The organism is Massilia sp. DD77, assembly GCF_036961685.1.
GTDB lineage: Bacteria > Pseudomonadota > Gammaproteobacteria > Burkholderiales > Burkholderiaceae_D > Telluria.
In genome coordinates, this window is the sequence record NZ_JBAMDH010000018.1 from 36252 (window position 1) to 57258 (window position 21007).

At 66.8% G+C, this 21007-nt stretch carries 22 protein-coding genes; 10 read left to right on the forward strand and 12 right to left on the reverse strand.

Annotated elements, in window-relative coordinates:
- Positions 1-6: 6 nt before the first annotated feature.
- On the forward strand, positions 7-3069 hold the full coding sequence (locus V7778_RS12500) for a peptidase domain-containing ABC transporter (protein WP_335555647.1): 3063 nt from the start codon (positions 7-9) through the stop codon (positions 3067-3069).
- Positions 3066-4331: a sigma-54 interaction domain-containing protein gene (locus tag V7778_RS12505; protein ID WP_335555649.1), complete on the forward strand. Its 1266-nt coding sequence runs from the start codon at positions 3066-3068 to the stop codon at positions 4329-4331. The genes V7778_RS12500 and V7778_RS12505 overlap by 4 nt, the downstream gene beginning before the upstream one ends.
- 23 nt (positions 4332-4354) lie before the next feature.
- On the opposite strand, the gene V7778_RS12510 is transcribed toward V7778_RS12505, so the two are convergent.
- The 6 genes from V7778_RS12510 to V7778_RS12535 form a co-directional block, all read right to left on the reverse strand.
- On the reverse strand, positions 4355-5113 hold the full coding sequence (locus tag V7778_RS12510; protein WP_335555650.1) for a PP2C family protein-serine/threonine phosphatase: 759 nt from the start codon (positions 5111-5113) through the stop codon (positions 4355-4357).
- Between the two features lie 29 nt (positions 5114-5142).
- Positions 5143-5424: a hypothetical protein gene (locus V7778_RS12515; protein ID WP_335555652.1), complete on the reverse strand. Its 282-nt coding sequence runs from the start codon at positions 5422-5424 to the stop codon at positions 5143-5145.
- A 103-nt stretch (positions 5425-5527) separates the two neighbouring features.
- Positions 5528-5806 carry a hypothetical protein gene (locus V7778_RS12520; protein ID WP_335555653.1) on the reverse strand — a complete coding sequence of 93 codons (279 nt, stop codon included), beginning with the start codon at positions 5804-5806 and terminating at the stop codon, positions 5528-5530.
- A 39-nt stretch (positions 5807-5845) separates the two neighbouring features.
- Positions 5846-6109: a hypothetical protein gene (locus tag V7778_RS12525; RefSeq protein WP_335555655.1), complete on the reverse strand. Its 264-nt coding sequence runs from the start codon at positions 6107-6109 to the stop codon at positions 5846-5848.
- A 66-nt stretch (positions 6110-6175) separates the two neighbouring features.
- Positions 6176-6451: a hypothetical protein gene (locus tag V7778_RS12530; protein ID WP_335555656.1), complete on the reverse strand. Its 276-nt coding sequence runs from the start codon at positions 6449-6451 to the stop codon at positions 6176-6178.
- A 48-nt stretch (positions 6452-6499) separates the two neighbouring features.
- Positions 6500-6778, reverse strand: a complete 279-nt coding sequence (locus V7778_RS12535) for a hypothetical protein (RefSeq protein ID WP_335555658.1) — start codon at positions 6776-6778, stop codon at positions 6500-6502.
- Between the two features lie 371 nt (positions 6779-7149).
- Here V7778_RS12535 and V7778_RS12540 point away from each other — a divergent pair, with 371 nt between their 5' ends.
- Positions 7150-8103 carry an IS1595 family transposase gene (locus tag V7778_RS12540; protein ID WP_335555660.1) on the forward strand — a complete coding sequence of 318 codons (954 nt, stop codon included), beginning with the start codon at positions 7150-7152 and terminating at the stop codon, positions 8101-8103.
- A gap of 65 nt (positions 8104-8168) precedes the next feature.
- Here the strand turns inward: V7778_RS12540 and V7778_RS12545 are convergent, their stop codons facing one another.
- The 5 genes from V7778_RS12545 to V7778_RS12565 form a co-directional block, all read right to left on the reverse strand.
- Positions 8169-8360 carry a hypothetical protein gene (locus V7778_RS12545; protein WP_335555661.1) on the reverse strand — a complete coding sequence of 64 codons (192 nt, stop codon included), beginning with the start codon at positions 8358-8360 and terminating at the stop codon, positions 8169-8171.
- Positions 8361-8450: 90 nt separating this feature from the next.
- The gene (locus tag V7778_RS12550) at positions 8451-8711 is read right to left on the reverse strand and encodes a hypothetical protein (protein WP_335555663.1); all 261 of its coding nucleotides are present in this window, start codon (positions 8709-8711) and stop codon (positions 8451-8453) included.
- 66 nt (positions 8712-8777) lie between these two features.
- On the reverse strand, positions 8778-9056 hold the full coding sequence (locus V7778_RS12555) for a hypothetical protein (protein WP_335555665.1): 279 nt from the start codon (positions 9054-9056) through the stop codon (positions 8778-8780).
- A gap of 45 nt (positions 9057-9101) precedes the next feature.
- Complete coding sequence (locus V7778_RS12560; RefSeq protein ID WP_335555666.1) at positions 9102-9377, reverse strand: hypothetical protein; 276 nt, start codon at positions 9375-9377, stop codon at positions 9102-9104.
- Between the two features lie 48 nt (positions 9378-9425).
- Complete coding sequence (locus V7778_RS12565) at positions 9426-9704, reverse strand: hypothetical protein (protein ID WP_335555668.1); 279 nt, start codon at positions 9702-9704, stop codon at positions 9426-9428.
- A 342-nt stretch (positions 9705-10046) separates the two neighbouring features.
- Here V7778_RS12565 and V7778_RS12570 point away from each other — a divergent pair, with 342 nt between their 5' ends.
- A complete protein-coding gene (locus V7778_RS12570) occupies positions 10047-12122 on the forward strand; it encodes a serine/threonine-protein kinase (RefSeq protein ID WP_335555670.1) in 2076 nt (691 codons plus the stop codon).
- Positions 12123-12137: 15 nt separating this feature from the next.
- Here the strand turns inward: V7778_RS12570 and V7778_RS12575 are convergent, their stop codons facing one another.
- Positions 12138-13277: a formylglycine-generating enzyme family protein gene (locus V7778_RS12575; RefSeq protein ID WP_335555672.1), complete on the reverse strand. Its 1140-nt coding sequence runs from the start codon at positions 13275-13277 to the stop codon at positions 12138-12140.
- Between the two features lie 281 nt (positions 13278-13558).
- On the opposite strand from V7778_RS12575, the gene V7778_RS12580 reads away from it, so the two are divergent.
- The 6 genes from V7778_RS12580 to V7778_RS12605 all read left to right on the forward strand — a co-directional run bounded on the left by V7778_RS12580 (position 13559) and on the right by V7778_RS12605 (position 20947).
- Positions 13559-14050, forward strand: coding sequence for a DUF4399 domain-containing protein (locus V7778_RS12580; protein ID WP_335555674.1), 492 nt, complete (start codon positions 13559-13561; stop codon positions 14048-14050).
- Positions 14051-14098: 48 nt separating this feature from the next.
- Positions 14099-14536: a DUF4399 domain-containing protein gene (locus V7778_RS12585; protein WP_335555676.1), complete on the forward strand. Its 438-nt coding sequence runs from the start codon at positions 14099-14101 to the stop codon at positions 14534-14536.
- A 30-nt stretch (positions 14537-14566) separates the two neighbouring features.
- The gene (locus tag V7778_RS12590) at positions 14567-16510 is read left to right on the forward strand and encodes an HD domain-containing phosphohydrolase (protein ID WP_335555678.1); all 1944 of its coding nucleotides are present in this window, start codon (positions 14567-14569) and stop codon (positions 16508-16510) included.
- Positions 16511-16526: 16 nt separating this feature from the next.
- The gene (locus V7778_RS12595) at positions 16527-17948 is read left to right on the forward strand and encodes an efflux transporter outer membrane subunit (RefSeq protein WP_335555680.1); all 1422 of its coding nucleotides are present in this window, start codon (positions 16527-16529) and stop codon (positions 17946-17948) included.
- 75 nt (positions 17949-18023) lie between these two features.
- Complete coding sequence (locus V7778_RS12600) at positions 18024-19580, forward strand: FHA domain-containing protein (RefSeq protein WP_335555682.1); 1557 nt, start codon at positions 18024-18026, stop codon at positions 19578-19580.
- Entirely contained in the window at positions 19577-20947 is a 1371-nt protein-coding gene (locus V7778_RS12605) for an HlyD family efflux transporter periplasmic adaptor subunit (protein ID WP_335555684.1), read from the forward strand. The genes V7778_RS12600 and V7778_RS12605 overlap by 4 nt, the downstream gene beginning before the upstream one ends.
- The last annotated feature ends 60 nt before the right edge of the window (positions 20948-21007 follow it).

Here is a 21007-nt window from a genome sequence, read left to right on the forward strand (position 1 = left end):
ACAGACATGGAATCGATCGCGCAGCAAGACCACTCCTCAACGGAATTCCTGTCGACCGTCGAGATCCTGTCCGTCTTCACGCCGGACGAGCTGGAGCAGCTCGCGGCCGCCGTCGAGACGCGCGCCTACGCCTTCGGCGACACCATCTGCAAGGCCGGCGAACCCGCCGAGGGCTTGTATATCATCAAGTCCGGCTCGGTGCGCGTGTTCAGCGAGGAACACGGCAAGGAAATCAGCATGGGCGTGCGCAAGAGCGGCGAAGTGTTCGCCGAGATCGCCATGCTGCGCCCTTACCGGCACGAAGTGTCCGCGCGCGCGGCGCTGAAGACGGAATTGTGGTTCATCCCGCGCAGCGCGATCGAGCCGGTGGTCGCGCGCAACCCGGGCGCCCTCGATTTCATCAACAAGGTGGTGGCGATCAGCTCGGCCGGTGGGCTGGTGGCGCGCCTGTTCGACCTGCGCGGCAAGGTGAGCAAGCCCGAGCTGGAGGAATTCGTGCACAGCGTCGGCGTCAAGCGCGTCGCCGAGGGTAAGGAAATCCTCAAGCAGGGGGCGCGCGACGAGCGCCGCCTGTATGTGGTGCGCCAGGGGCAGGTGCGGGTCGTGGTCCAGGATGGGACCGACGAGTATGTGCTGGCCACACTGGGCCCGGGCGAGATCTTCGGCGAGAAGGCCTGCCTGATGCGCCAGGAACAACCGGCCTCGGTGCTGGCCGGAACCGAGGCAACCGTGCTCGTCATTCCGGAAAAGTCGGCCCATTTCATCCTCGAACGCAATGCCAAGTTCCGCGAGGTGATCGAGGAGCGGGTGCGCTTCTTCGAGCGTGAACTGCAACGCCAGAAGAAACTGGCCGAGCGCCGCAAGCGGCCCGTGGTGCTCGACCTGGCGTCCCAGCCGAAGTCGGGCGAACGAGTCCTCAAGCGCTTCGCCTGGGTCGAGCAGGCCGAGGAAATGGATTGCGGCGCGGCTTGCCTGGCCATGCTGTGCCGTCATTACGGCATCAACATGACGCTCGGCAAGCTGCGCGAGCTGGCCAACGTCACCGCCCAGGGCGCCACCCTGGACAGCCTGGCGCGGGCCGGCGAGGCCCTGGGTTTCGGCACGCGCGGGGTGCAATGCACCTATGACGCGCTGCTCGGTTTCGAGCTGCCTTTCATCGTGCACTGGGAAGGCTATCACTACGTCGTGGTCTACGGCGTGTCGGCCGAGCAGGTCTGGGTGGCCGACCCGGCCGTCGGTTTCCGCAAGATGAGCGTGGAGGAGTTCGAGCGCGGCTGGAGCGGCACCTGCCTCGTGTTCACCCCTGGGCAGCAGCTGGTGCGGATGGAGGCGGCGCGCTCGCCCTGGCTGCGCTTCGTCGGCTATCTGCAGCCTTTCCGCAAGATCCTGCTGCAGCTCTTCGTCGCCACCTTCGTGATCCAGATGCTGGGCATCGTTCCGCCGATCATCATCCAGAACATCCTGGACGGGGTGCTGGTGCACCAGAATGTCGGGCTGCTGCATTTGCTCATCATGGGCCTGGTCATCGCCACGGTCTTCAGCCAGATCATGACGACGGTGCGCGCCTACCTGTCCAACTACATGGTGCGCAACCTCGACTTCTCGATGATGGCGCAGTTCTTCAAGCACACCATGTCGCTGCCGTTTTCCTTCTTTGCCAAGCGCAAGACGGGCGACATCCTGGCGCGCTTCGCCGAGAACCAGACCATCCGCGCCTTCCTCACCGAGTCCACCGTCACGACCCTGCTCAACCTGCTGATGGTCTTCATCTACTTCACGATCCTGTTCTTCTACAACGTGAAGCTGACCCTGCTCCTGATCGCCTTCGTGATCCCCATCATCGTCCTGACCGTGGTCGTGACGCCGAAGATCAAGGACTACGCGCGCGAGGTCTTCGCCGCCTCCACCGACGCCCAGTCCTTCCTGATGGAGGCCCTGGGCGGCATCGAGACCATCAAGGGCATGGGCAGCGAGCGTCCGGTGCGCCTGAAGTGGGAAAAGAAGTACGTGAAGGCGCTGGACATGCAGTACCGCTCGCAATCCTTCAACATCCTGGTCGGGCTGCTCAGCCAGCTGCTCAACTCCGCTACGACGATCGTGATCCTGTGGGTCGGCGCCAGCCTGGTGCTGAGTCGCGAGCTCACCATCGGCCAGCTGATGGCCTTCAATGCCCTGATGGGCAGCGTGCTGGGTCCCCTGATGGGACTGGTCGGCCTGTGGAGCCGGATGGCCGACGCCACGGTCGCCATGGAGCGCCTGGGCGACGTGCTCGACATCGAGCCCGAGCAGAAACCAGCCGACCTGGCCTCGCGCGTCGTACTGCCCGACCTGCAGGGCGAGCTCAAGCTCGACCGCCTGTACTTCCGCTACGGGTCCGACGACGCCCCCTATGTGCTGGAGGACATCAGCATCGACATCAAGCCGGGCGAGCTGGTGGCCATTGTCGGCCGCAGCGGCTCGGGCAAGACCACCCTGGCCAAGCTGCTGGTGGGTTTTTATCCGCCCAGCGAAGGCAAGATCGTGGTCGACGGCTACGACATGGCCGTGATCGACAAGGATTACTACCGGGCCCAGGTGGGCTATGTCATGCAGAGTAACCTGCTGTTCTCCGGCACCATTGCCGAGAACATCGCCAGCGGCGACGACAGCCCGGACCGGCGCCGCATCGAAGAGGTGGCGAAGATGGCCGATGCCCATGCCTTCATCGCCAAGATGCCACTCGGCTACGAGCAGGTGGTGGGCGAACGCGGGGTCGGCCTGTCCGGCGGGCAGGTGCAGCGGCTGTGCATCGCGCGCGCGCTCTACCACGACCCGCGCCTGCTGGTCTTCGACGAGGCCACGTCGGCTCTCGACACCCAGTCCGAAAGCAATATCATGGCCAACATGGAGGCGATCCTGGCGGGCCGCACGGCCGTCATCATCGCCCACCGGCTCAGCACCATCATGCGTGCCGACAAGATCGTCGTGCTCTACGAAGGCAAGGTGGTGGAGCAGGGCCGCCACGAGGAACTCCTGGCCCGGCGCGGCATGTACTACGAGCTGGTGCAGAAGCAGCTGGGTGCGGCATGAAACTCTTCAATCCCGGCGGCGAGCGCGGCTCCGCGATGTCGTATGCGGCCCTGCTCGAGAAAATCGAGATCATGCGCTCGACCCTGCGCTGGGCCACCCGGATCGAACGGCCCGACATCGAAAAGCTGCTGCGCCAGGCGAATACCCTGCGCGACGAAGTGATGCAGCTGTCGCACAAGGAGCGCTTCGTCCAGGCCGTCGGTGCAGGGGCGCTAGATGCCGCGCCCGCGCTGTCGACCGGCGAGCGGCGCCAGGCGCTGCTGGCGCGCAGCTTCGTGTTCGAGGGCACCTTCGGCGACAACCCGAAGCTGCTCGACGCGCTCGAGATCGCCGAAAAGGCGGCGCCCACCGACCTGCCGGTGCTGGTCGACGGTGAGAGCGGCACCGGCAAGGAGCTGATGGCCAAGGTGATCCACGCCAATGGCGCGCGCGCCGACAAACCCTATATTTCGGTGAACTGCGGCGCGATTCCCGACAGCCTGCTCGAATCCGAGCTGTTCGGTCACAAGAAAGGGGCCTTCACCGGCGCCGCCAATGACCGCAAGGGGAAGTTCGAAAGCGCCCACAAGGGCACCATCTTCCTCGACGAGATCGGCGAGCTGCCCCTGCCCGGCCAGGTCAAGCTGCTGCGCGTGCTGCAGTCGCACGAGATCCAGCGGGTCGGCTCGGACGAGACCATTGCCGTGGACGCGCGCATCGTGGCCGCCACCAACAAGAACCTGCGCCGCCTGATCGTGGAGGGCAGCTTCCGCGAGGACCTGTTCTACCGGCTCAGCGTGATCCACGTGACCCTGCCGCCGCTGCGCGAGCGCAAGGACGAGATCCCGCTCCTGATCGCCTATTACGGCGACGAGGCGGCCGAGGCGCTCAAGCGCCGCCCGGTGGCCTTGACGCCCCGTCTGCGCAGCTTCCTGCTGCGCTATGCCTATCCGGGCAACATCCGCGAACTGCGCAATATCCTGTACCGCCTGTCCTGCCTGGCGGGAGACACGGCCGACCTGGCCCATCTGCCGGAAGACATCCGCCCCAGCACGACCCGCTCCCCGGCGGCCCCGGCCGCACCAGGGGCCGGGGTGTCACTGGCCGACGCCAAGCGGGCCGCCAGCGACGAGGCCGAGCGCGACTGCCTGGAGCGCGGCCTGCAGGAGGTGGGCGGCACGGTGGCCGAACTGGCGCGCCGCTGGGACATGAACCGCTCGCACCTCCAGATCCTGCTCAAGAAGCACGGCTTGCATTCGAAGGACTTCCGCAAGGAGCATTGACAGGCTTGCGCCGGCCGGAAAGGCTATAGGGCGGGGTTGAGCATGGTCCTGTCGGCTGACAGGTCCTCGGCCCGCACCACCACGGCGGTGACGTTGTCGCGCCCGCCATTGGCGAGGGCCAGGGCAATCAGTTCCTGGGCCGCCTGGGTGCAGTCGCCGCCGGCCAGCACCCTGGTCATCGCGATCTCGTCCACCGGGTTGCTGAGGCCGTCGCTGCACAGCAGGAACACGTCGCCGTCGCGCGCCGCACAGGGGGCGACGTCGAACTCGATCATGTCGGCCGCGCCAACCGCGCGCGTGATCATGTTGGGACTGGCCACGGCCGCCGCCGCGTCGGCGCCGCGCGCCCTGAGTTCCTCGGCCTGGCTATGGTCGCGGGTGAGCTGCTGCAGACGTCCCTGGCGGTACAGGTAGATGCGGCTGTCGCCCGCCCACAGACAGGCGGTTTCACGGCCGCAGGCGAGCAAGGCGACCACGGTACTGCCCATCACCGGTACGTGGCGCGCGGCGGCGTCGGTGCGCAAGGTGGCGTTGACCTGGACCAGGCCTTCGCGTGCGGAGGCGATGAAGTCCGCCATGCCGGCGGGCGGCGGCAGGGCGGCGAGGGCATCCACGACGGCCCGGCTGGCCAGGTCGCCGAAGGCGTGGCCGCCCATGCCGTCGGCCACCGCCCACAGCCCGCGCCGGGGCAGGGCGAGCCAGGCGTCCTCGTTGCGGCTGCGGACCGGGCCGACATCGGTGCAGGCGGCGCTGGTCCAGTGGAACTCGTTATCGCAGCTCATCGTATCGCCGAGCGTCCTTCCTTCCGGAGCTAGCGCAGCCCGTTGTTGACGCTGCTTTCGTCCACGACGACATTCAGCGTGGCCCCTGCACCGGAATTGTTCACCGACACCGTCTGGTACTGGTTGATCATCTGGTCGGCGAAATTATTGATCTGGTAGAAATTGATGACAGGCGTCTGGGCCGGCGAGCCGCCGACGAAGGGCCTGATCCAGCCGAATACCCAGGGAGCACCGGCACCGCGGATGGCCGACATCGCCTTGCGGTCCAGCTCGGTGCTGCCGGGAAGGTCTTTGATGGTAATGCGAGCCATGGTGCATCTCCTGCGTGAAGGGGGAGACCGGAGGCCGGTCTCCCCAGTGTAGGACAAGTTTCGGCAGTCGTCCGTGCTTTTTGCTGCGTGGACGGCCTTCGGCTCAGCGCCGGACGATCTTGTTCTCGCCGTCCTGCGCCACATGGCTGTTGACGTGCACGCCCTTGACGAAGGCGGACTCGTTGGCCGTGGCGGTCAGGACCTCCTGCATCTGGCCCAGGTTCTGGGTCGCGTTGATCGACGAGTCGTGGGTGCCGCCGAAGTGCAGGTCGCCGAAGGAATACGAGGGCGAACCGAGTTTCCAGCCGCCGCGCACGGCGCTCATGGTCGGACGGTCGAGGTGTTCGGTGCGGGACAGGTCGCGGATGATCAGGGTTTTCATGATGTTTCTCCTCAGATGGATTGGGTGGGATACCTTGATTTAGAACACGGCTTCGTTACGGGCCCAGAGCTTGGCGTCCAGGTCGATGTGCGGTCCCTTGAAACCGGCGCCGATCACGCCGTTGTTGTTCAGGACATTGACGCCGATCTGCTGGAACTGGGTGATGTCCTGGTTCACGTTGACGTTGACATTGACGTCCTTGCCGAAGCCGCCAAAGCCGCCGAACCCGCCGCGGACGGTGGACAGGGCCTGGTTGTCGAGGGCGGCGCTGTGCGCCAGGTCGTGGATGCGGATGGATGACATGATCTTGCTCCTTGAGATTAATTTCGGGGGGGCGGGGGGCTGGTGCCGTCCGCGCAGCCGCGATGCTTAAGCGATGATCTTGTTCTGGCCGTTCTGGGCCACGTGGCTGCTCACGTGCACGCCTTTGACGAAGGCCGATTCGTTCGCCGTGGCGGTCAGGACGCTTTGTTGCTGCATCAGGTCCTGGACCGCATTGATCGAGGAATCGTGGCTGGGTGCGTAGCGCAGGTCGCCCAGCTTGTACGAGGGCGAGTACATGCTCCAGCCGCCGCGCACGGCGCTCATCGCAGTGCGGTCGAGTTGTTCGGTGCGGGCCAGGTCGGTGATGGTCAGGGTTTTCATGGTCATACTCCTTGGATGCTGTGAATGGATGGTTTGCTTGGTGGAGGATCAGCGACGAACGATCTTGTTCTCACCGTTCTGGGAGACATTGCTGTTCACGTGCACCCCCTCGACGAAGGCCGAGCCGTTGGCGGTCGCGGTCATGACTTCCTGGAACTGGCCCAGGTTCTGGCGGGCAGTGATCGAGGAGTCGTTGCTGGGTGCGTACGTGATGTCGCCGAACAGGTAGGACGGCGAAGCGAACTTCCAGCCGCCGCGCACGGCGCTCATGGCGCTGCGGTCGAGTTGTTCGGTGCGGGCCAGGTCGGTGATGGTCAAGGTTTTCATGCTGATTTCTCCTGAGTGCTAAGTGGGTGGGTTGGCGAGCATTTGGTTGGCGCTCAATAGACATTGAGCAGGATGCGTGCCAGGTACGGCGCATCTAGTCGATGGCTGCGCAAGCCATTGAATTCATTGGGCTTTTATTGATCCATGCCGATGTGCGCGGCGTTTGACGCAGGCGCCTGATCCGCTGCGCTGTTCGCCCGCGCCCAACACCCGGTCCCGACATGTTTGGCGCGGTACGACACCTGCCGCCTGCAGGGCTCCCGCGCGCGGCATCGCGGCGCAAGAAAAGGCGCTGTCACCGCTGTGTGTTGAATTTGAACTGTCGAGCTTTGTCGGAGTCCAACCCGATCTCACCGACCAGCGGAGCAGCGATGGAAACGAAACGCTTTGGCAGGTGGCTGCGGCAGCTTTCCCTACTGACCAGGCGCCAGCGTCTCCAACTGATGGATGCCTTGCGGCCGGCGGTCGGGTTGCACCAGGTGTGCGAGGCGATTGCATGCGCGGCGCCGGATCCTTGCTGTCCTTCATGTCAGGCGCGGCGTTCCTATCGGCACGGCCGCAGCCGGGGACTGCAGCGTTACCGTTGCCGCGCTTGCGGCAGGACCTTCACGGCCCTGAGCGGCACCCCCTTGTCCCGGCTACGCCACCGCGCCAAGTGGCTCGACTACCTCGGCAGCATGCTCGACGCCAAAAGCGTACGGACAAGCGCCAAGGCGCTCGACGTGCACCGCAACACCAGCTTCCGCTGGCGCCACCGCTTTCTCGCGCTCGTCAAACACGACCGCCCGGAGCGGCTGGCAGGCATTGCCGAAGCCGACGAGCTCTTCCTATTGGAGTCGCAGAAGGGCTCGCGCAAGCTCGACCGGCCGGCGCGGCGCCGGGGCGGCGTGGCTACGAGCCGCGGCATCTCCCGCGAGCACGTGTGCGTGCTGGTCGCGCGCGACCGCACCGGCGGCACCCACGACTTCATCACCGGACGCGGCGCCCTCACCAAGGATCAATTGCACCAGCACCTGTTGCCCGTGCTCGATCCCGATGTGCTGCTGGTGACCGATGGGCATCCGGCGTACCGCTGCTTTGCGCGCGAAGCGGACATTTCCCATGAGTTCGTCAACTTGCGCGCCGGCGAGCGCGTCCGTGGCGCCGTTCACGTGCAAAACGTGAATGCTTACCACCGGCGCTTCCGGCAATGGCTGGCGCGCTTTCATGGCATTGCTTCGCGTTACCTGCCGAATTACCTGGGCTGGCAATGGGCGCTGGACGGCGCGCGCATCGCCACGCCAGAGCGATTTCTGCGCTGTGCGATCGGCGTCTTCAACACGTAACGGGCACAGCGCCAAAAAAAACCGTCCAGCTTTCGGCTGGACGGTTTCAGGGGGGCGCGCTGCGCTTAGCGTGGCGGCGGCCTGCTCGCCGCAGGCTTGGCGGCGCGGTCCGTAGACAGGTCGTAGAGCCTGATACGCCGCGCGGCCGGACGCTGGTAGCGGCCCGCGCGCAGGCGCGCGCCGCCGGCGATCGCCAGCATGGCCTGGCGATCGAGTTCGGTGCTTTCCGGTAGATCCTTGATGACGATGATAGCCATATGGCCTCCTTGGATGCTGTCGCTAAATCGTGTCGTAAACGGACTCCATCCCATTGCTGGGAAGGAGTACGGGGCGGCGGCGCACCTGACTCAGAACACCGCCTTGTTGTCCGCCCACAGGGCGGCGGCCACATCGATATCCGGGCCGGTGAAGCCGGCGCCGATCACGCCGTTGTTGTTTAGAACATTGATGCCGATCTGCTGGAACTGGCCGATCTGCTGGTTCACGTTGACATTGACGTTGACGTCCTTGCCGAAGGCGCCGAAGCCGCTGCCGCCGCGTACGGACGACATGCTGTGGTGGTCGAGGGTGGCGCTGCGGGCCAGGTCCCGGATCGCAATGGATGACATGCTGTTCTCCTTGAATGGGCGGGGCGCTTCGCGGACGACCCGGAGGCTGTCCGCGAAGCCGCTGACTTAGCCGACGATCTTGTTCTTGCCGTCTTGCGACACATGGCTGTCGACGCTCACGCCGCGGCCGATGAAGGCGGACTCGTTGGCGGTGGCGGTCAGCACGCTTTGCTGCTGATCCAGGTTCTGCAGCGCGTTGATCGACGAATCGTAGCGCGGCGCGTAGCTCAGGTCGCCCATCTTGTAGCTGGGCGAGTACATGCTCCATCCGCCGCGCACGGCGCTCATGGCGCTGCGGTCGAGTTGTTCGGTGCGGGCCAGGTCGGCGATGTTCAGTTTGCTCATGGTGATTCTCCTAGAAAGTATAGTCAGTTTGCTGGGGATGCGTCATTAGCCGACGATCTTGTTCTGGCCGTTCTGGTCCACGTGGCTGCTCACGTGCACGCCCTTGACGAAGGCCGATTCGTTCGCGGTGGCGGTCAGGACGCTTTGTTGCTGCATCAGGTCCTGGACCGCATTGATCGAGGAATCGTGGCTGGGTGCGTAGCGCAGGTCGCCCAGCTTGTACGAGGGCGAGTACATGCTCCAGCCGCCGCGCACGGCGCTCATCGCAGTGCGGTCGAGTTGTTCGGTGCGGGCCAGGTCGGTGATGGTCAGGGTTTTCATGGTCATACTCCTTGGATGCTGTGAATGGATGGTTTGCTTGGTGGAGGATCAGCGGCGGACGATCTTGTTCTCACCGTTCTGGGAGACGTTGCTGTTCACGTGCACCCCCTCGACGAAGGCCGAGCCGTTGGCGGTCGCGGTCATGACTTCCTGGAACTGGCCCAGATTCTGGGTCGCATTGATCGAGGAATCCGAGCTGGGGGTGTAGCGGATGTCGCCGAACAGGTAGGATGGCGAAGCGAACTTCCAGCCGCCGCGCACGGCGCTCATGGCGTTGCGGTCGAGTTGTTCGGTGCGGGCCAGGTCGGTGATGGTCAAGGTTTTCATGCTGATTTCTCCTGAGGTTGAGTGCTTGGGTTGGTGAGCATGTTGTGTGGCGCTCGATGGACATTCAGCAGAATGCGTGCCAGCTCGATTCCGATTTCGCGTAACATGGTGTAAGTCATTGAATATCAGGGAATTTTCTTGCGAATGGCGTCGGCGCGAGGTGCGCGGCCGGGAGCGGGGAGAGCGGCGCCTGAATGGCTGGATCCAACATCTCGTGCGCGCGTGTTCGGCGCGCCCCAACACCCGCGCCGTGGCGGTCGTCCGATTCGGCGGCGAGGCTTGATCATCTGGCATTTCGTGCTAGTCTCAAACCTGGGCGCTCGGAATCGACGCGATCACATCATGGATAATTTCGCTCAAGCGATACATCAGTTGCAGAGCGGCGCCCTGCAGCGTCCGGAGTTTTTTGCCCAGCTCGATCGCGTACTCGCCAGCACCACCGACAGCGCCGGCCACCTGCTCGAAGTACTCAGTGTCGAACACGCCCGCAAGTCGCTGCCGTCCGAGGTCTATACCGAGGTACAGCACCGCATCGAACGGCTGATCGCGACGCGCCAGCGCAACGGCGGCGACGACACCTTTGTCCAGACCAAGCCCGGTGCGCATACGGTTCGCGATCCCTCCCCGCTGCCACCGTTCCCGCCGGGCGACGAGGAGGAGGGCGAACCCGAGCGCATGAAGGGGGTCGGCGAAACGCTCAACGGCCGTTTCGTGCTGGAAGAGTGTGTCGGCTTCGGCGGCATGGGCACCGTGTACAAGGCGCTCGACCTGCGCAAACTCGAGGCTTCCGACCGCAAGCCCTATATCGCCATCAAGGTGCTGAACGTCCAGTTCCGCGGCCATCCAAAATCCCTGATCGCGCTCCAGCGCGAAGCCCGCAAGGCCCAGGCGCTGGCCCACCCGAACATCGTGCAGGTCTACGACTTCGACCGCGACGGGCCGATGGTCTACCTGACCATGGAATTTTTGCAGGGTAAAGCGCTGAGCCAGATGCTGCGCGTCCAGGGTTTTACGGGCATGCCGTATGCGCAGGTGCTGCCCATCGTCACCGGCATGGGGAATGCGCTCGCGTATGCGCACGGGCGCGGCTTCGTCCACTGCGATTTCAAACCCGGCAACGTGATCGTCACGGATGCGGGCGTGGTCAAGGTGATCGACTTCGGGATCGCGCGCGTGTTCCAGAAAACCGAGGAAGACGCCGATGTCACCGTATTCGATCCCGGCAGCCTGGGCGCGCTGACGCCCGCCTATGCCAGCCCGGAAATGCTGGAACACCGCGACCCCGATCCGCGCGACGACATCTATGCGCTGGCCTGCATCACCTACGAGTTGCTGACCGGCCACCATCCCTACGACCGCGTGTCGGCCCTGCAGGCGCGCGGCGCGGGCATGAAGCCGAAGCGCCCGCCGAAACTGGGACGCGCGCAGTGGCACGCCTTGAAGTGCGGACTGGCGCTGGAACGCGAGGCGCGTACGCCGACGGTGGCGCGCTTCCTGGCCGGTTTCGGCAGCGGCGGCCTGGCCTCGCGGCCCGGCTTGCTCGCCGCGTCGGCGGCGGGGGCCCTGGCCCTCGCCGGCCTGGCCGCGGCCGGCTGGTACTACCTGGACCGGCCGCAGCAACAGCAGCAAGCGCAGCAGGCCGGGGGATCGGACGTGGCCGGGCAGGCGCCCGCGGCGGCCGTCATACCGGCCGCGCCGGAGGCGCCGCCGCCCCTGCCGCCTGCGCCATCGCCGCCCACGGCGAACGAGCTGGCGGCCGCCGTCAGCCGCATTCCATGCTCGGCGCTGGTTGGCAGCATCAAGGGCGATACGGTGACGCTGCGCGGTTTCCTGTCGAAGGCGGTGGGCGAGCGGGGCGCGCGGTCAGCCTTGCTGGCCATGCCGGGCGTGGCCAGCGTGGACCTGGATGTGCAGCAGGTCGATGCCGACAAGTGTCCCGTGATCTCGGCCTTCGCTCCTTACTGGAGCGCCTATCGCCAGGCCGGCGGCGGCGCCGCCTTGCGCCTGGCCGGCGCCGCGCCGAACGCGAAGGCCGACCTGGTGGAGGGCGACTCGCTGATGATCGATGTGACGACGACGGCCGCCGAGTCCTTCATTACCCTTGATTATTATTCGCTGCAGGGCAGCGTCACCCACCTGTTGCCGAATCCCCGTGCGCGCGACAGCCGGGCCCCGCCCAATTACACGGCGACCATCGGCAGCCTGGGCGAATGGGGCATCGGCGCGCCCTTCGGAACCGAACTGGTGGTGCTGGTGACGACCCCGGAGCCGCTGTTCGCGACGCCGCGCCCGGTGTCGGAGCCGGGCGCGGTTTATCTGGCCGACGCCGCCAAGCGCCTGGAGCAGATCCGCGCGCGCGCGGGCGCCGGACGGATCGCGGTCGAGTTCATGCAGATCAACACCCGGCCGCGCCGCTAGCGCGTCGCATGCGGCTCACTTCATGTTGCGCGCCACCCGGAATCCGTTCTGGGTATGGCGCACGCTGGCGTCGTAGCGGAAGCGCGTGGACGACACCATGTAGGGCGCGCCTTCGCGCCAGGAGCCGCCGCGGATCACCCTGACCCTGCAGTTCGCCTGGTCCCAGCTGCGGCCGTCCGCGGGGGCGTCCTTGAAGTTGTTGTGCCAGCAGTCGCTGACCCATTCCCACACGCTGCCGCTGGTGTCGTGCAGGCCATAGGGATTGGCGGCGAAGCTGCCGGTCTTGGCCGGCGCGTCGTTGGACCAGGGCTGGCCGCATTCCTTGCAGTTGGCTTTCCCGGTGGCCATCTGTTCGCCCCACCAGTAGCGGGTGGCAGTGCCGCCGCGCGCCGCGTATTCCCATTCGGCCTCGGTGGGCAGGCGGTAGGCCTTGCCTGTGCTGGTGCTCAGCCACTTCACGTACTGCTGGGCATCGTCCCAGCTGACGTCGCGCACCGGCGCATCCGGCGGCAGGTTGGCGGGCAAGGAGGTCTTCTGGCAGCCGCCGGCATTGACGCAGGCATTCCACTGCTGCAGGCTGATCTCGTGCTTCCCGATCGCAAATGGCGCGCCGATCGCGACCTGGTGGGCCGGCTTTTCGCTTGGATCGCTGTTGTTGCTGCCCATCGTGAAGGCGCCCGCGGGCAGGGGCACCATGATCGGACAGGCGGGGCAATCCTTGAACTCGGCGCCGGCCGGTCGCCTTGCCGCCGCCGCGGCTGCCGCCGGCGCCGGCGCGGGAGATGGTGCGGTGGGCGGTGCCGCCCGGGCAGGCGGCGGCTTCGCCGGCGCGGCAGCCGGAGGGCGCCCCGGAGCGGGCGCTGTCGCCGCAGCGCCTCCCGTACCCTGGGCCGCGCGCAGCCGGGCGATCCTGGCCTGCGCCAGCGCGGCGAACCGTCCCTTGGGATAGGCCTTCAGGTAGGCCTCGTAGTCGCTGACATGGGGGCTGTCCTTGATCGATTCCCAGAAGGCCAGCTCGAATTGCTCGGCGCTGTTCTTGGGAACCACACCCGCGAGCTGGAGGTCGTGCCCGCGGTCCTGCGCGCTTGCGGCGCCCGCCGTGCCTGCAAGGGCCGGGCCTGCCAGTACGCACACCATCGAAAGTTTGTGCCACATGAGCGGCTCCTTATTTCTCGCTGGGCGAGTGAGGAATTACCTTGCGATCTGAGTGAGAGTGTGCCAGATTTAAGGAAGCACTGAGTTATTCTGGCGCGCAGGAATCGGTCACGAAAAATGTGCCCGGCAAGGCGCAAAACGGAGCGATACCCTGTGGTATCGCGAGTATTTGCAACGCGGCAGGGCGCTTTTTCTCGTGGCCGAGGCCGCCGCCATGAATAATTCAGTGCTTCCTTAGAGTATAGATGCACACCTCAGTCTTTATTTGGCGGGAGGTTCCAATGATGCGCTCCATCCGCATTCTTCCGGTGCTGTGCGCGGCATGTTTGCTGTCGGGTCTGGCGCCGGCGCAGCAGGCCCAGCCCGCCAAGCCTGCCCAGCCCACCCAGGCCGTGCAGGCCGTTCCGGCCACTCAGCCCGCCGCGGCGCCCGCCAATGCCCACGTGTATTTCATCTGGCCCCAGGACGGCATGGTGATCGACGGCGGCAAGTTCTGGGTCAGGATGGGGCTGCGGAACATGGGGGTCGCGCCCAAGGGCACGGCGGTCGCCCACACCGGCCACCACCACCTGCTGATCGACACCGAGCTGCCGCCGATGACCGAGGCGATCCCCAACGACCGCAACCACCTGCATTTCGGCGCGGGCGAAACCGAGGCGCGGGTCGAGCTGCCGCCGGGTAAGCACACCCTGCAGCTGCTGCTGGGAGACAAGGACCACGTGCCGCACAAGCCGCCGATCCACTCGAAGAAAATCACCATTACGGTGCGCTAGGTCCCCCGCCGGGCGCGAAGGTCCATCGCAAGAATAACGGAGACAAGCATGCGCAAACTTTTCGCCGCCGCCACCTTGGCGGCCGGGGTCGCCGGTTTCGCCCTCCCCAGCGCGCCGCCGGCCGTCGCGGCCGACGCCCCCGCCAATGCCTACTGCTACATCGGATGGCCGCGCGACGGCGAGGTCCTTGCCGCGGGCAAACCCTTCCGCGTCTGGTTCGGGCTGCGCCACATGGGTGTGGCGCCAAAAGGCGTGGCTTTCAACAATACGGGCCACCACCACCTCTTGATCGATACGGAACTTCCGCCTGCCGGACAGGTCATTCCATCGGACCGCAACCATTTGCATTTCGGCGCCGGCGAGACCGAGACCATGATCGAGCTGCCTCCCGGGAAGCACACACTGCAGCTGCTGATGGGGGACGAAAACCACGTGCCCCACAAGCCACCCGTGCATTCCAGGAAGATCACGATCACCGTCCGGTGAGCCGGGCCGGCCGTGCGCGGGGAATCTTCCATGGAACCAAACACCACTTTCTCCGCCGCCACAGGACCTGTCAGCGCCTATATCGAATGGCTGGGCACGGAATCGGCCAAGCCCGCCGTGTTTCCGCTGCATGACGAAGCCGTGCTCGGGCGCGGGCCGCAGGACGCCCTGGCCGATGACAAGAACGTCTGCATTCCCGAGCAGACCATCAGCCGCCGCCACGCGCGCATCCGGCGCCGCGGCGCCACCTATTTCATCGAAGACCTGCACTCGCGCAACGGCACCTTCGTCGACGGCGAACGCCTGGCGCCCGGCAACTGGCACGCCTTGCGCGACGGCGAGGAGCTGGCGCTGGCGTCGGCGCAACTGGTGTTCCATTCCCTGATGCTGCCCGAGCGCGGCAGCACGCCCACGCTCATCACGCGCTCGGTCGACGCGACCCGTTTCGCGCCGGTGGTCGACACGCAGCATGCCGAACGCAGCGAGCTCGAAAATACCGTGCACCGGCTGCATGCGATGGCCCAGGTCAGCATCGCGCTCGGCGCCGTCACCGATCAGGACACCCTGATCGAGAAGATCATGAACCTGATCTTCGACCTGTTTCCGCTGGCCGAGCGCGCTTTCATCATGCTGCGCGGGACCGAGCGCGACCCGCCGCGGCCGGTCGCGGCGCGGCGCCGCGGCGGCGCCGTGGAAGACCCAGCCCAGGTGCGCATCTCGCACACGATCGTCGACGAAGTGCTGGTGCGCAAGCGCGCGATCCTGTCGGTCGATACCCTGGCCGACCGCCACTTCGCCGCCCAGGAGTCGATCGTGGCCCAGGCCATCCTGAGCGTCATGTGCGTGCCGCTGATCCTGGGCGAGGAAGTGCTCGGCCTGATCCAGGTCGACACCTCGTCCGATCCCTATGCCTTCCAGGACGCCGACCTCGAGATCCTGAGCGGCGTGTGCGCGGAAACCGCCGTGGCGCTGAAGAACTTCCAGCTGTATTCGGACATCAAGGGCTTGCTGGACGGCTTCGTGTGCGCCTCGGTGCAGGCGATCGAGGAGCGCGACCCGGTGACCGCCGGCCACTCGTTCCGGGTCGCCGGCTATGCCGAGGGGCTGGCGATGGCGATCGAGCATGCCGGCGACAGCAGCCTGCGCGCCGCCGCCTTCACGCCGGCCCAGTTGCGCGAAATCCGCTACGCCGCGCTGCTGCACGACTTCGGCAAGGTGGGCGTGCGCGAGCACGTGCTGCGCAAGGAAAAGAAACTGCACCATGCGGACATGCGCCTGCTCGAGCAGCGCTTCCAGTACGCCCGGGCCTGCCTGGAACGGCATGCCTGGCGCAGCCTGGCCGAACGCCACCTGCACGGCGAACTGAGCATGACCGAATTCCGCCGCGAGCGCGACCGCATCGAGGCGGAACTGCGCGATGAATGCGGGCGCCTGGACGAATTCCTGGAGCTGATCGTGCGCGCCAACGAGCCCTCGGTGTCGCACGCCGCGCCGCCGGCCGAGCTGGACGCCATCCGCTGCCATGCTTGCCCTGGCACCGACGATCCGGGCTTCCGCCTGCTCAGCGACGACGAGTACGCCGCGCTGAACATCGGCAAGGGCTGCCTCACGCCGGACGAGCGGCGCCAGATCGAGGCCCACGTGGCCGATTCGTATTCCTTCCTCATCCTGATTCCCTGGACCCGCGAGCTGGCCGGGGTGCCGGCGATCGCCCACGGCCACCACGAGAAGCTGGACGGTTCGGGCTATCCGATGGGCTTGCGCGGCGGGCAGATCAGCCTGCAGACCCGGATCCTGACGATCAGCGACATCTACGACGCGCTGACGGCGCGCGACCGTCCCTACAAGCAGGCGGTGCCGGCCGAGCGCGCGCTCGACCTGATGGCCGAGGAATGCCGCGCCGGCCACCTGGACGACCGGCTGTTCCAGGTATTCGTCGACTCGAAGGGCTGGGAAACGCGCGCGCACGTATAAAGGGCTGGAGGGAGCTATGAACGCTACAGCTTTTCGCAGGATCGGGCGCCGGGCGCTGGCGGGGGCCGTGCTCGCGCTGCTGTCCGGCTGCCCCGATGTCAGCATGAAGCCCTACCAGCGTCCGGAGACCCCGGTCAAGGCCGAATGGTCGAGCCAGGCGGGCTTGCCGGTCGCGCCCAGCGACATGATCGCCCCGGACTGGTGGAAGCAGTTCCGCGATCCCTACCTCGACGGGCTGGTGGAGCGGGCCGTAGGCGCCAACTTCGACCTCAAGATCCTGGCCGCGCGCATCCGCGTGGCCGGCGCGGAAATCGACGAGGCGCGGGCGGGGGCCCTGCCGACCCTGGATGCAGGCGCCGGCGCCAGCTTCGAGAAAAGCACTGGCCAGAAATTCAGCAAGCAGTTCAACCTCGGGACCCAGGTGAACTGGGAGATCGATGTCTGGGGCAAGGTGGCCAAGGGCGTGGAAGCCCAGAGCGCCGAGTTCAAGGCCACCGAGGCCGACTGGCGGGCCGGCTACCTGAGCCTGGTATCGGAAGTGTCGACGACCTATTTCCAGATCATGCAGTTCGACGAGCAGGGAGCCCAGCAGCAGCGCACCCTGGACAAGAACAAGGAAATCCTGGCCACCTACGAGGCCATGATGCAGCAGGGCCTGGTGCCGCAGACCCGCGTGATGCAGCAGCGCGCGGAGATCAACCGCATGAGCAATGACCTGATCGAACTCAAGCGCTTGAGGGCGCTGGCCGCGAATGCCCTCGCGACCCTGCTCGGCACGCCGGCCGGCCAGTTGCAGGTGCCGCCCGGCTCGCTCCAGCAGCGCGTGCAGCTGCCGACGGTGCCCGAGGGCCTGCCGTCCCAGCTCCTCAAGCGGCGCCCGGACATCGTGGCCGCCGAATACCGGGTGCTGGTTGCCTACGACCTGGTGGGCCAGGCCAAGCTGGCCCAGCTGCCGTCGATCAGCCTGACAGGACGCGGCGGCAGCTCCAGTTTCGCGCTCGGCTCGCTGCTCAAGTCCTTCACCTTCGGCCTGCTCCCCAGCATCAACTTCCCGATCTTCGACCCGAGCGTGAAGGCGCGCCTGAAAACCAGCGAGGCGCGCACCGAGGTCGCGGAGCAGCAGTACCGCAGCGTCGTCATGGCCGCCTTCGAGGAGGTCGAGAACGCGCTGGTCAACCTCGACGCCCACCGCCGCCAGCGGGTCGAACTGCAGCAGCAGTCCGAGCAGCTCGGCACGGTCGCCACCCAGGTCGAGGCCCAGCTCAAGGAAGGCATGGTCTCGCAGCTGGAAGTGTTCGAGGCCCAGCGCAGCCTGCTTGCGGCCCAGCTGGCGCTGCTGGCCAACCACCAGCAGATCCTGTCCGACACGGTCACCCTGTACAAGGCCCTGGGCGGAGGCTGGCCGGCGGTGGAGGTGCGCAATGTGGCGCGACAATGATGGCCGCGCCGGAAGGCGCGCCGTGTGGAGCGTCACGGGGAGGGCCCCCGGGGAGGCCACGGGGAGGGCGCCGCCATGGCTGCCGAAGTAATGGCCGCGCCCGCGCGCAGCCCACCCGGCGCCGCGTCGATGATCGTGCTCGAACCGGTCTCGCATCCGGAGCTGGCGCCGATCCGGATCGACGACAGCCTGTTCGCGATCGGCCGCAACGAGGCGCCTTTCGACGCCTATCCGCCCGAGCTTGCCGGGGACCTGTCGCGCCGCCACGCCCGCATCTTTTGCGAGCATGGCGCCGTCTACCTGGCGGACCTGGGCAGCAAGAACGGCACCACGGTCAACGGAGCAGCGGTGCGGCAGTCGATCACGGCCCTGCGCAGCGGCGACCTGGTCGGCTTCGGCAAGCGTCTCAGCTACCGGGTACAGCTGGAACGGGCCGCGCAGCCGGCGCCACGCGCACGTCTGGCCAGCCTGACGCTTCTGCCGGAAGGTGGCGGGGCGGGGCTGCAACCCATCGTCGTGAGCCAGTTTCCCTTCCTGGTCAGCAAGGCCGATGACACCTTCGCGCGCTACCGGGACGCCAGCGCGACCCAGCTGAACTACCTGTCGCGGCGCCACGCCCATCTCTTCCTCAAGGGCGGCGCGCTTTATGTGGAAGACCTGGGCAGCACCAACGGCAGCTTCGTCAACGGCGCCCGGCTCGACGAGCATGCGCGCGTCCTGCAGGACGGCGACGTGCTCGCCTTCGGCGGCCGCCATTTCGTCTACCGCGTCGCGCTGCAGTGGGAGCCGCTGGAGGCCGACCCGACCCTGACCCGGATCGGCATGGTCACGGCAGCGGCGCCGGTGGCCGACGCCGACCGGACCACCTTCGTTGGCGCCGCCGATTCCTTCCTCGAGATCTTCTGCGTCGACCCTGGCCCCGGTCAGGACGAGACGCCGGAGGCTGCCGCGGATCCCGACGCCGCGAGGGAATCCGCGCCGGCCGGCCCTGCCGGCAAGCTCGGCCTGATGGCGGCGGGGCTGTACAAGGCCTTTGGCGGCAAGCATCGCGTCGAGGCGCGCCAGCTGCGCACCTGGAGCCTGGCCGCCATCGTGCTGCTCGTGGTCCTGGTCTGGGCCTTGCGCAGCCTGGGCGGGCCTGAACGCGAGATCGAAGGCTTGCTGGCGGAGGGCGCCTATGCCCAGGCCGCCACGGCGGCCGGCGCCGCGCTCGCGCGCGATCCGGGCAATGAGCGGCTGGCCTCGCTCGGCACCGAAGCGCAACTCAAGGCCGGGGTGCCGGCCTGGATGAACGCATTGAAGGCGGGGCGCTACCGGAACGCGTCGGAACAGGTCGAGGCCATGCGGCGCCAGGCCGGCAATAACACCGAACTCGCACCGCTCCTGGCCGAGCTCGACTGGATCGTCGGCCTGAAAGCCTTCGTGGCAGCCAGGGGCGGGGCCCAGGCCCCCGTGCGCGATCCGGCCGACGGCGCAACGGTCGAGCGGGTGCTCAAGCAGTGGGAAGAGCAGAACGAAGCGCATCAGCGCGCCTTCGCCACCATCTCCGCCCACGTGCCGGCCTACCGCGACGCCTACGCCGATGCGCTCAGCGACTTGCGCAAGCTTTCCCTGGCGCGGGGCCAGCCATGAAACCGCAGACGCTCACGCCCCTGGCCGAAGCGCTGGAAGACCATAGCGCCGAGGGCATCGGCATCCTGACCGCCAATCCCTGGCGCTACACCCAGGCCCTGGTCTACGCGATGCTCGGCCTGGTGCTGGCGGCGCTGCTGTGGTCCTTCTTCGGCCACGCCGACGTGCTGGTGACGGCGAACGGCACCCTGGCGCCGGCCTCCGAGGTGCGCCGGCTGTACGCGCCCATCGATGGGGAGTTGAGCAACATCTACATCGCCGAGGGCCAGCCGGTCAACAAGGGAGACGTCGTGGCCCGGATCTATGCGCGCGGCGCGATCGAGGCGGCGCGTAACGCCCTCGAGGCGCGGCTGAAGCTGGAGGATGCGGAGCGCGAATGGCAGGAGTTCCCTGAGAAGAAAGCCTTGATGGAAAGACGCGCGGCCGCACTGAAGGAAGCGGTCGAGGTCGAGGAGCGCCAGCACCAGCGCCGCATCGGCGAGGGCAGCAGCAGCCTGTCGCTGGGTCAGCAGGCGCAGTTGCAGGAAGCGCGCACCAACTTCGACGATGCGCAGCGCGCACGCGCCGCGGCCAAGGACGAAGCCGACAAGTATGCCCGCCTGTTCGCCTTGCCCGGCGGCGGCGGCGTCTCGCAGCTGCAGGTCGAGAGCAAGAAGAACGCATTGCAGGCGGCGGAGAATGCGGTGCGGGTGGCGCAGTCGCGCATCAGCGAGCTGCGCGCACGCCAGAGCCTGGAATCGAGCCAGGCCAGGACCGAACTCGAGACCAGCGGCCAGGAAGTGACCAAGCTGCGGCTGCAATCCGAGGCGGCCGACCGCGAGGTGGCCAATGCCGAGGACAAGATGCGGCTGCAGGTCCAGACCGCGCGCCTGGTGGCCGACGCCGCGGCGCGCATCCAGTTCGAGAACATCGACAAGGAGAACTTCTTGCGCATCGTGGCCCCGGTGGACGGCGTGATCACCGAGGTGACCTCGACCCAGCCTGGCGACAAGATCCAGGCCAACGCGCCCCTGGGCGGCATCGCGCCCAAGAACGCCAAGCCCGTCCTCAAGATCGAGATCGCCGAGCATGACCGCGCCTTCGTGCGCGAAGGCCAGGCGGTCCAGCTCAAGTTCAATGCCTTCCCTTACCAGCGCTATGGGGTGACGCGCGGCACCCTGCAATTCATCTCGCCGGCGACCCGGCCCTCGCCGCAGACCAAGCAGCCCGTCTACGAAGGGCGCGTGACCCTGGAGCAGGACCATTACAAGATCGGCGAGGCCCGCTATCCGCTGCGCTACGGGATGACGGCCGTGGTCGAGATCGTGGTGCGCGAGCGGCGCCTGATCGACCTGGCGCTGGACCCGTTCCGAAACATCGGAGGTTGATGCCCTCTCCTTTGGAAGTCGGATTTCTCTGAAACGGCGTTAGGGCTGCGCGGGCAAGCC

What these genes read in the sequence shown, in the direction of transcription:
- V7778_RS12500 (WP_335555647.1), top strand. Translation starts at nt 7, where the DNA reads ATGGAATCGATCGCGCAGCAAGACCACTCCTCAACGGAATTCCTGTCG.
- V7778_RS12505 (WP_335555649.1), top strand. Translation starts at nt 3,066, where the DNA reads ATGAAACTCTTCAATCCCGGCGGCGAGCGCGGCTCCGCGATGTCGTAT.
- V7778_RS12510 (WP_335555650.1), bottom strand. Translation starts at nt 5,113, where the DNA reads ATGAGCTGCGATAACGAGTTCCACTGGACCAGCGCCGCCTGCACCGAT.
- V7778_RS12515 (WP_335555652.1), bottom strand. Translation starts at nt 5,424, where the DNA reads ATGGCTCGCATTACCATCAAAGACCTTCCCGGCAGCACCGAGCTGGAC.
- V7778_RS12520 (WP_335555653.1), bottom strand. Translation starts at nt 5,806, where the DNA reads ATGAAAACCCTGATCATCCGCGACCTGTCCCGCACCGAACACCTCGAC.
- V7778_RS12525 (WP_335555655.1), bottom strand. Translation starts at nt 6,109, where the DNA reads ATGTCATCCATCCGCATCCACGACCTGGCGCACAGCGCCGCCCTCGAC.
- V7778_RS12530 (WP_335555656.1), bottom strand. Translation starts at nt 6,451, where the DNA reads ATGAAAACCCTGACCATCACCGACCTGGCCCGCACCGAACAACTCGAC.
- V7778_RS12535 (WP_335555658.1), bottom strand. Translation starts at nt 6,778, where the DNA reads ATGAAAACCTTGACCATCACCGACCTGGCCCGCACCGAACAACTCGAC.
- V7778_RS12540 (WP_335555660.1), top strand. Translation starts at nt 7,150, where the DNA reads ATGGAAACGAAACGCTTTGGCAGGTGGCTGCGGCAGCTTTCCCTACTG.
- V7778_RS12545 (WP_335555661.1), bottom strand. Translation starts at nt 8,360, where the DNA reads ATGGCTATCATCGTCATCAAGGATCTACCGGAAAGCACCGAACTCGAT.
- V7778_RS12550 (WP_335555663.1), bottom strand. Translation starts at nt 8,711, where the DNA reads ATGTCATCCATTGCGATCCGGGACCTGGCCCGCAGCGCCACCCTCGAC.
- V7778_RS12555 (WP_335555665.1), bottom strand. Translation starts at nt 9,056, where the DNA reads ATGAGCAAACTGAACATCGCCGACCTGGCCCGCACCGAACAACTCGAC.
- V7778_RS12560 (WP_335555666.1), bottom strand. Translation starts at nt 9,377, where the DNA reads ATGAAAACCCTGACCATCACCGACCTGGCCCGCACCGAACAACTCGAC.
- V7778_RS12565 (WP_335555668.1), bottom strand. Translation starts at nt 9,704, where the DNA reads ATGAAAACCTTGACCATCACCGACCTGGCCCGCACCGAACAACTCGAC.
- V7778_RS12570 (WP_335555670.1), top strand. Translation starts at nt 10,047, where the DNA reads ATGGATAATTTCGCTCAAGCGATACATCAGTTGCAGAGCGGCGCCCTG.
- V7778_RS12575 (WP_335555672.1), bottom strand. Translation starts at nt 13,277, where the DNA reads ATGTGGCACAAACTTTCGATGGTGTGCGTACTGGCAGGCCCGGCCCTT.
- V7778_RS12580 (WP_335555674.1), top strand. Translation starts at nt 13,559, where the DNA reads ATGATGCGCTCCATCCGCATTCTTCCGGTGCTGTGCGCGGCATGTTTG.
- V7778_RS12585 (WP_335555676.1), top strand. Translation starts at nt 14,099, where the DNA reads ATGCGCAAACTTTTCGCCGCCGCCACCTTGGCGGCCGGGGTCGCCGGT.
- V7778_RS12590 (WP_335555678.1), top strand. Translation starts at nt 14,567, where the DNA reads ATGGAACCAAACACCACTTTCTCCGCCGCCACAGGACCTGTCAGCGCC.
- V7778_RS12595 (WP_335555680.1), top strand. Translation starts at nt 16,527, where the DNA reads ATGAACGCTACAGCTTTTCGCAGGATCGGGCGCCGGGCGCTGGCGGGG.
- V7778_RS12600 (WP_335555682.1), top strand. Translation starts at nt 18,024, where the DNA reads ATGGCTGCCGAAGTAATGGCCGCGCCCGCGCGCAGCCCACCCGGCGCC.
- V7778_RS12605 (WP_335555684.1), top strand. Translation starts at nt 19,577, where the DNA reads ATGAAACCGCAGACGCTCACGCCCCTGGCCGAAGCGCTGGAAGACCAT.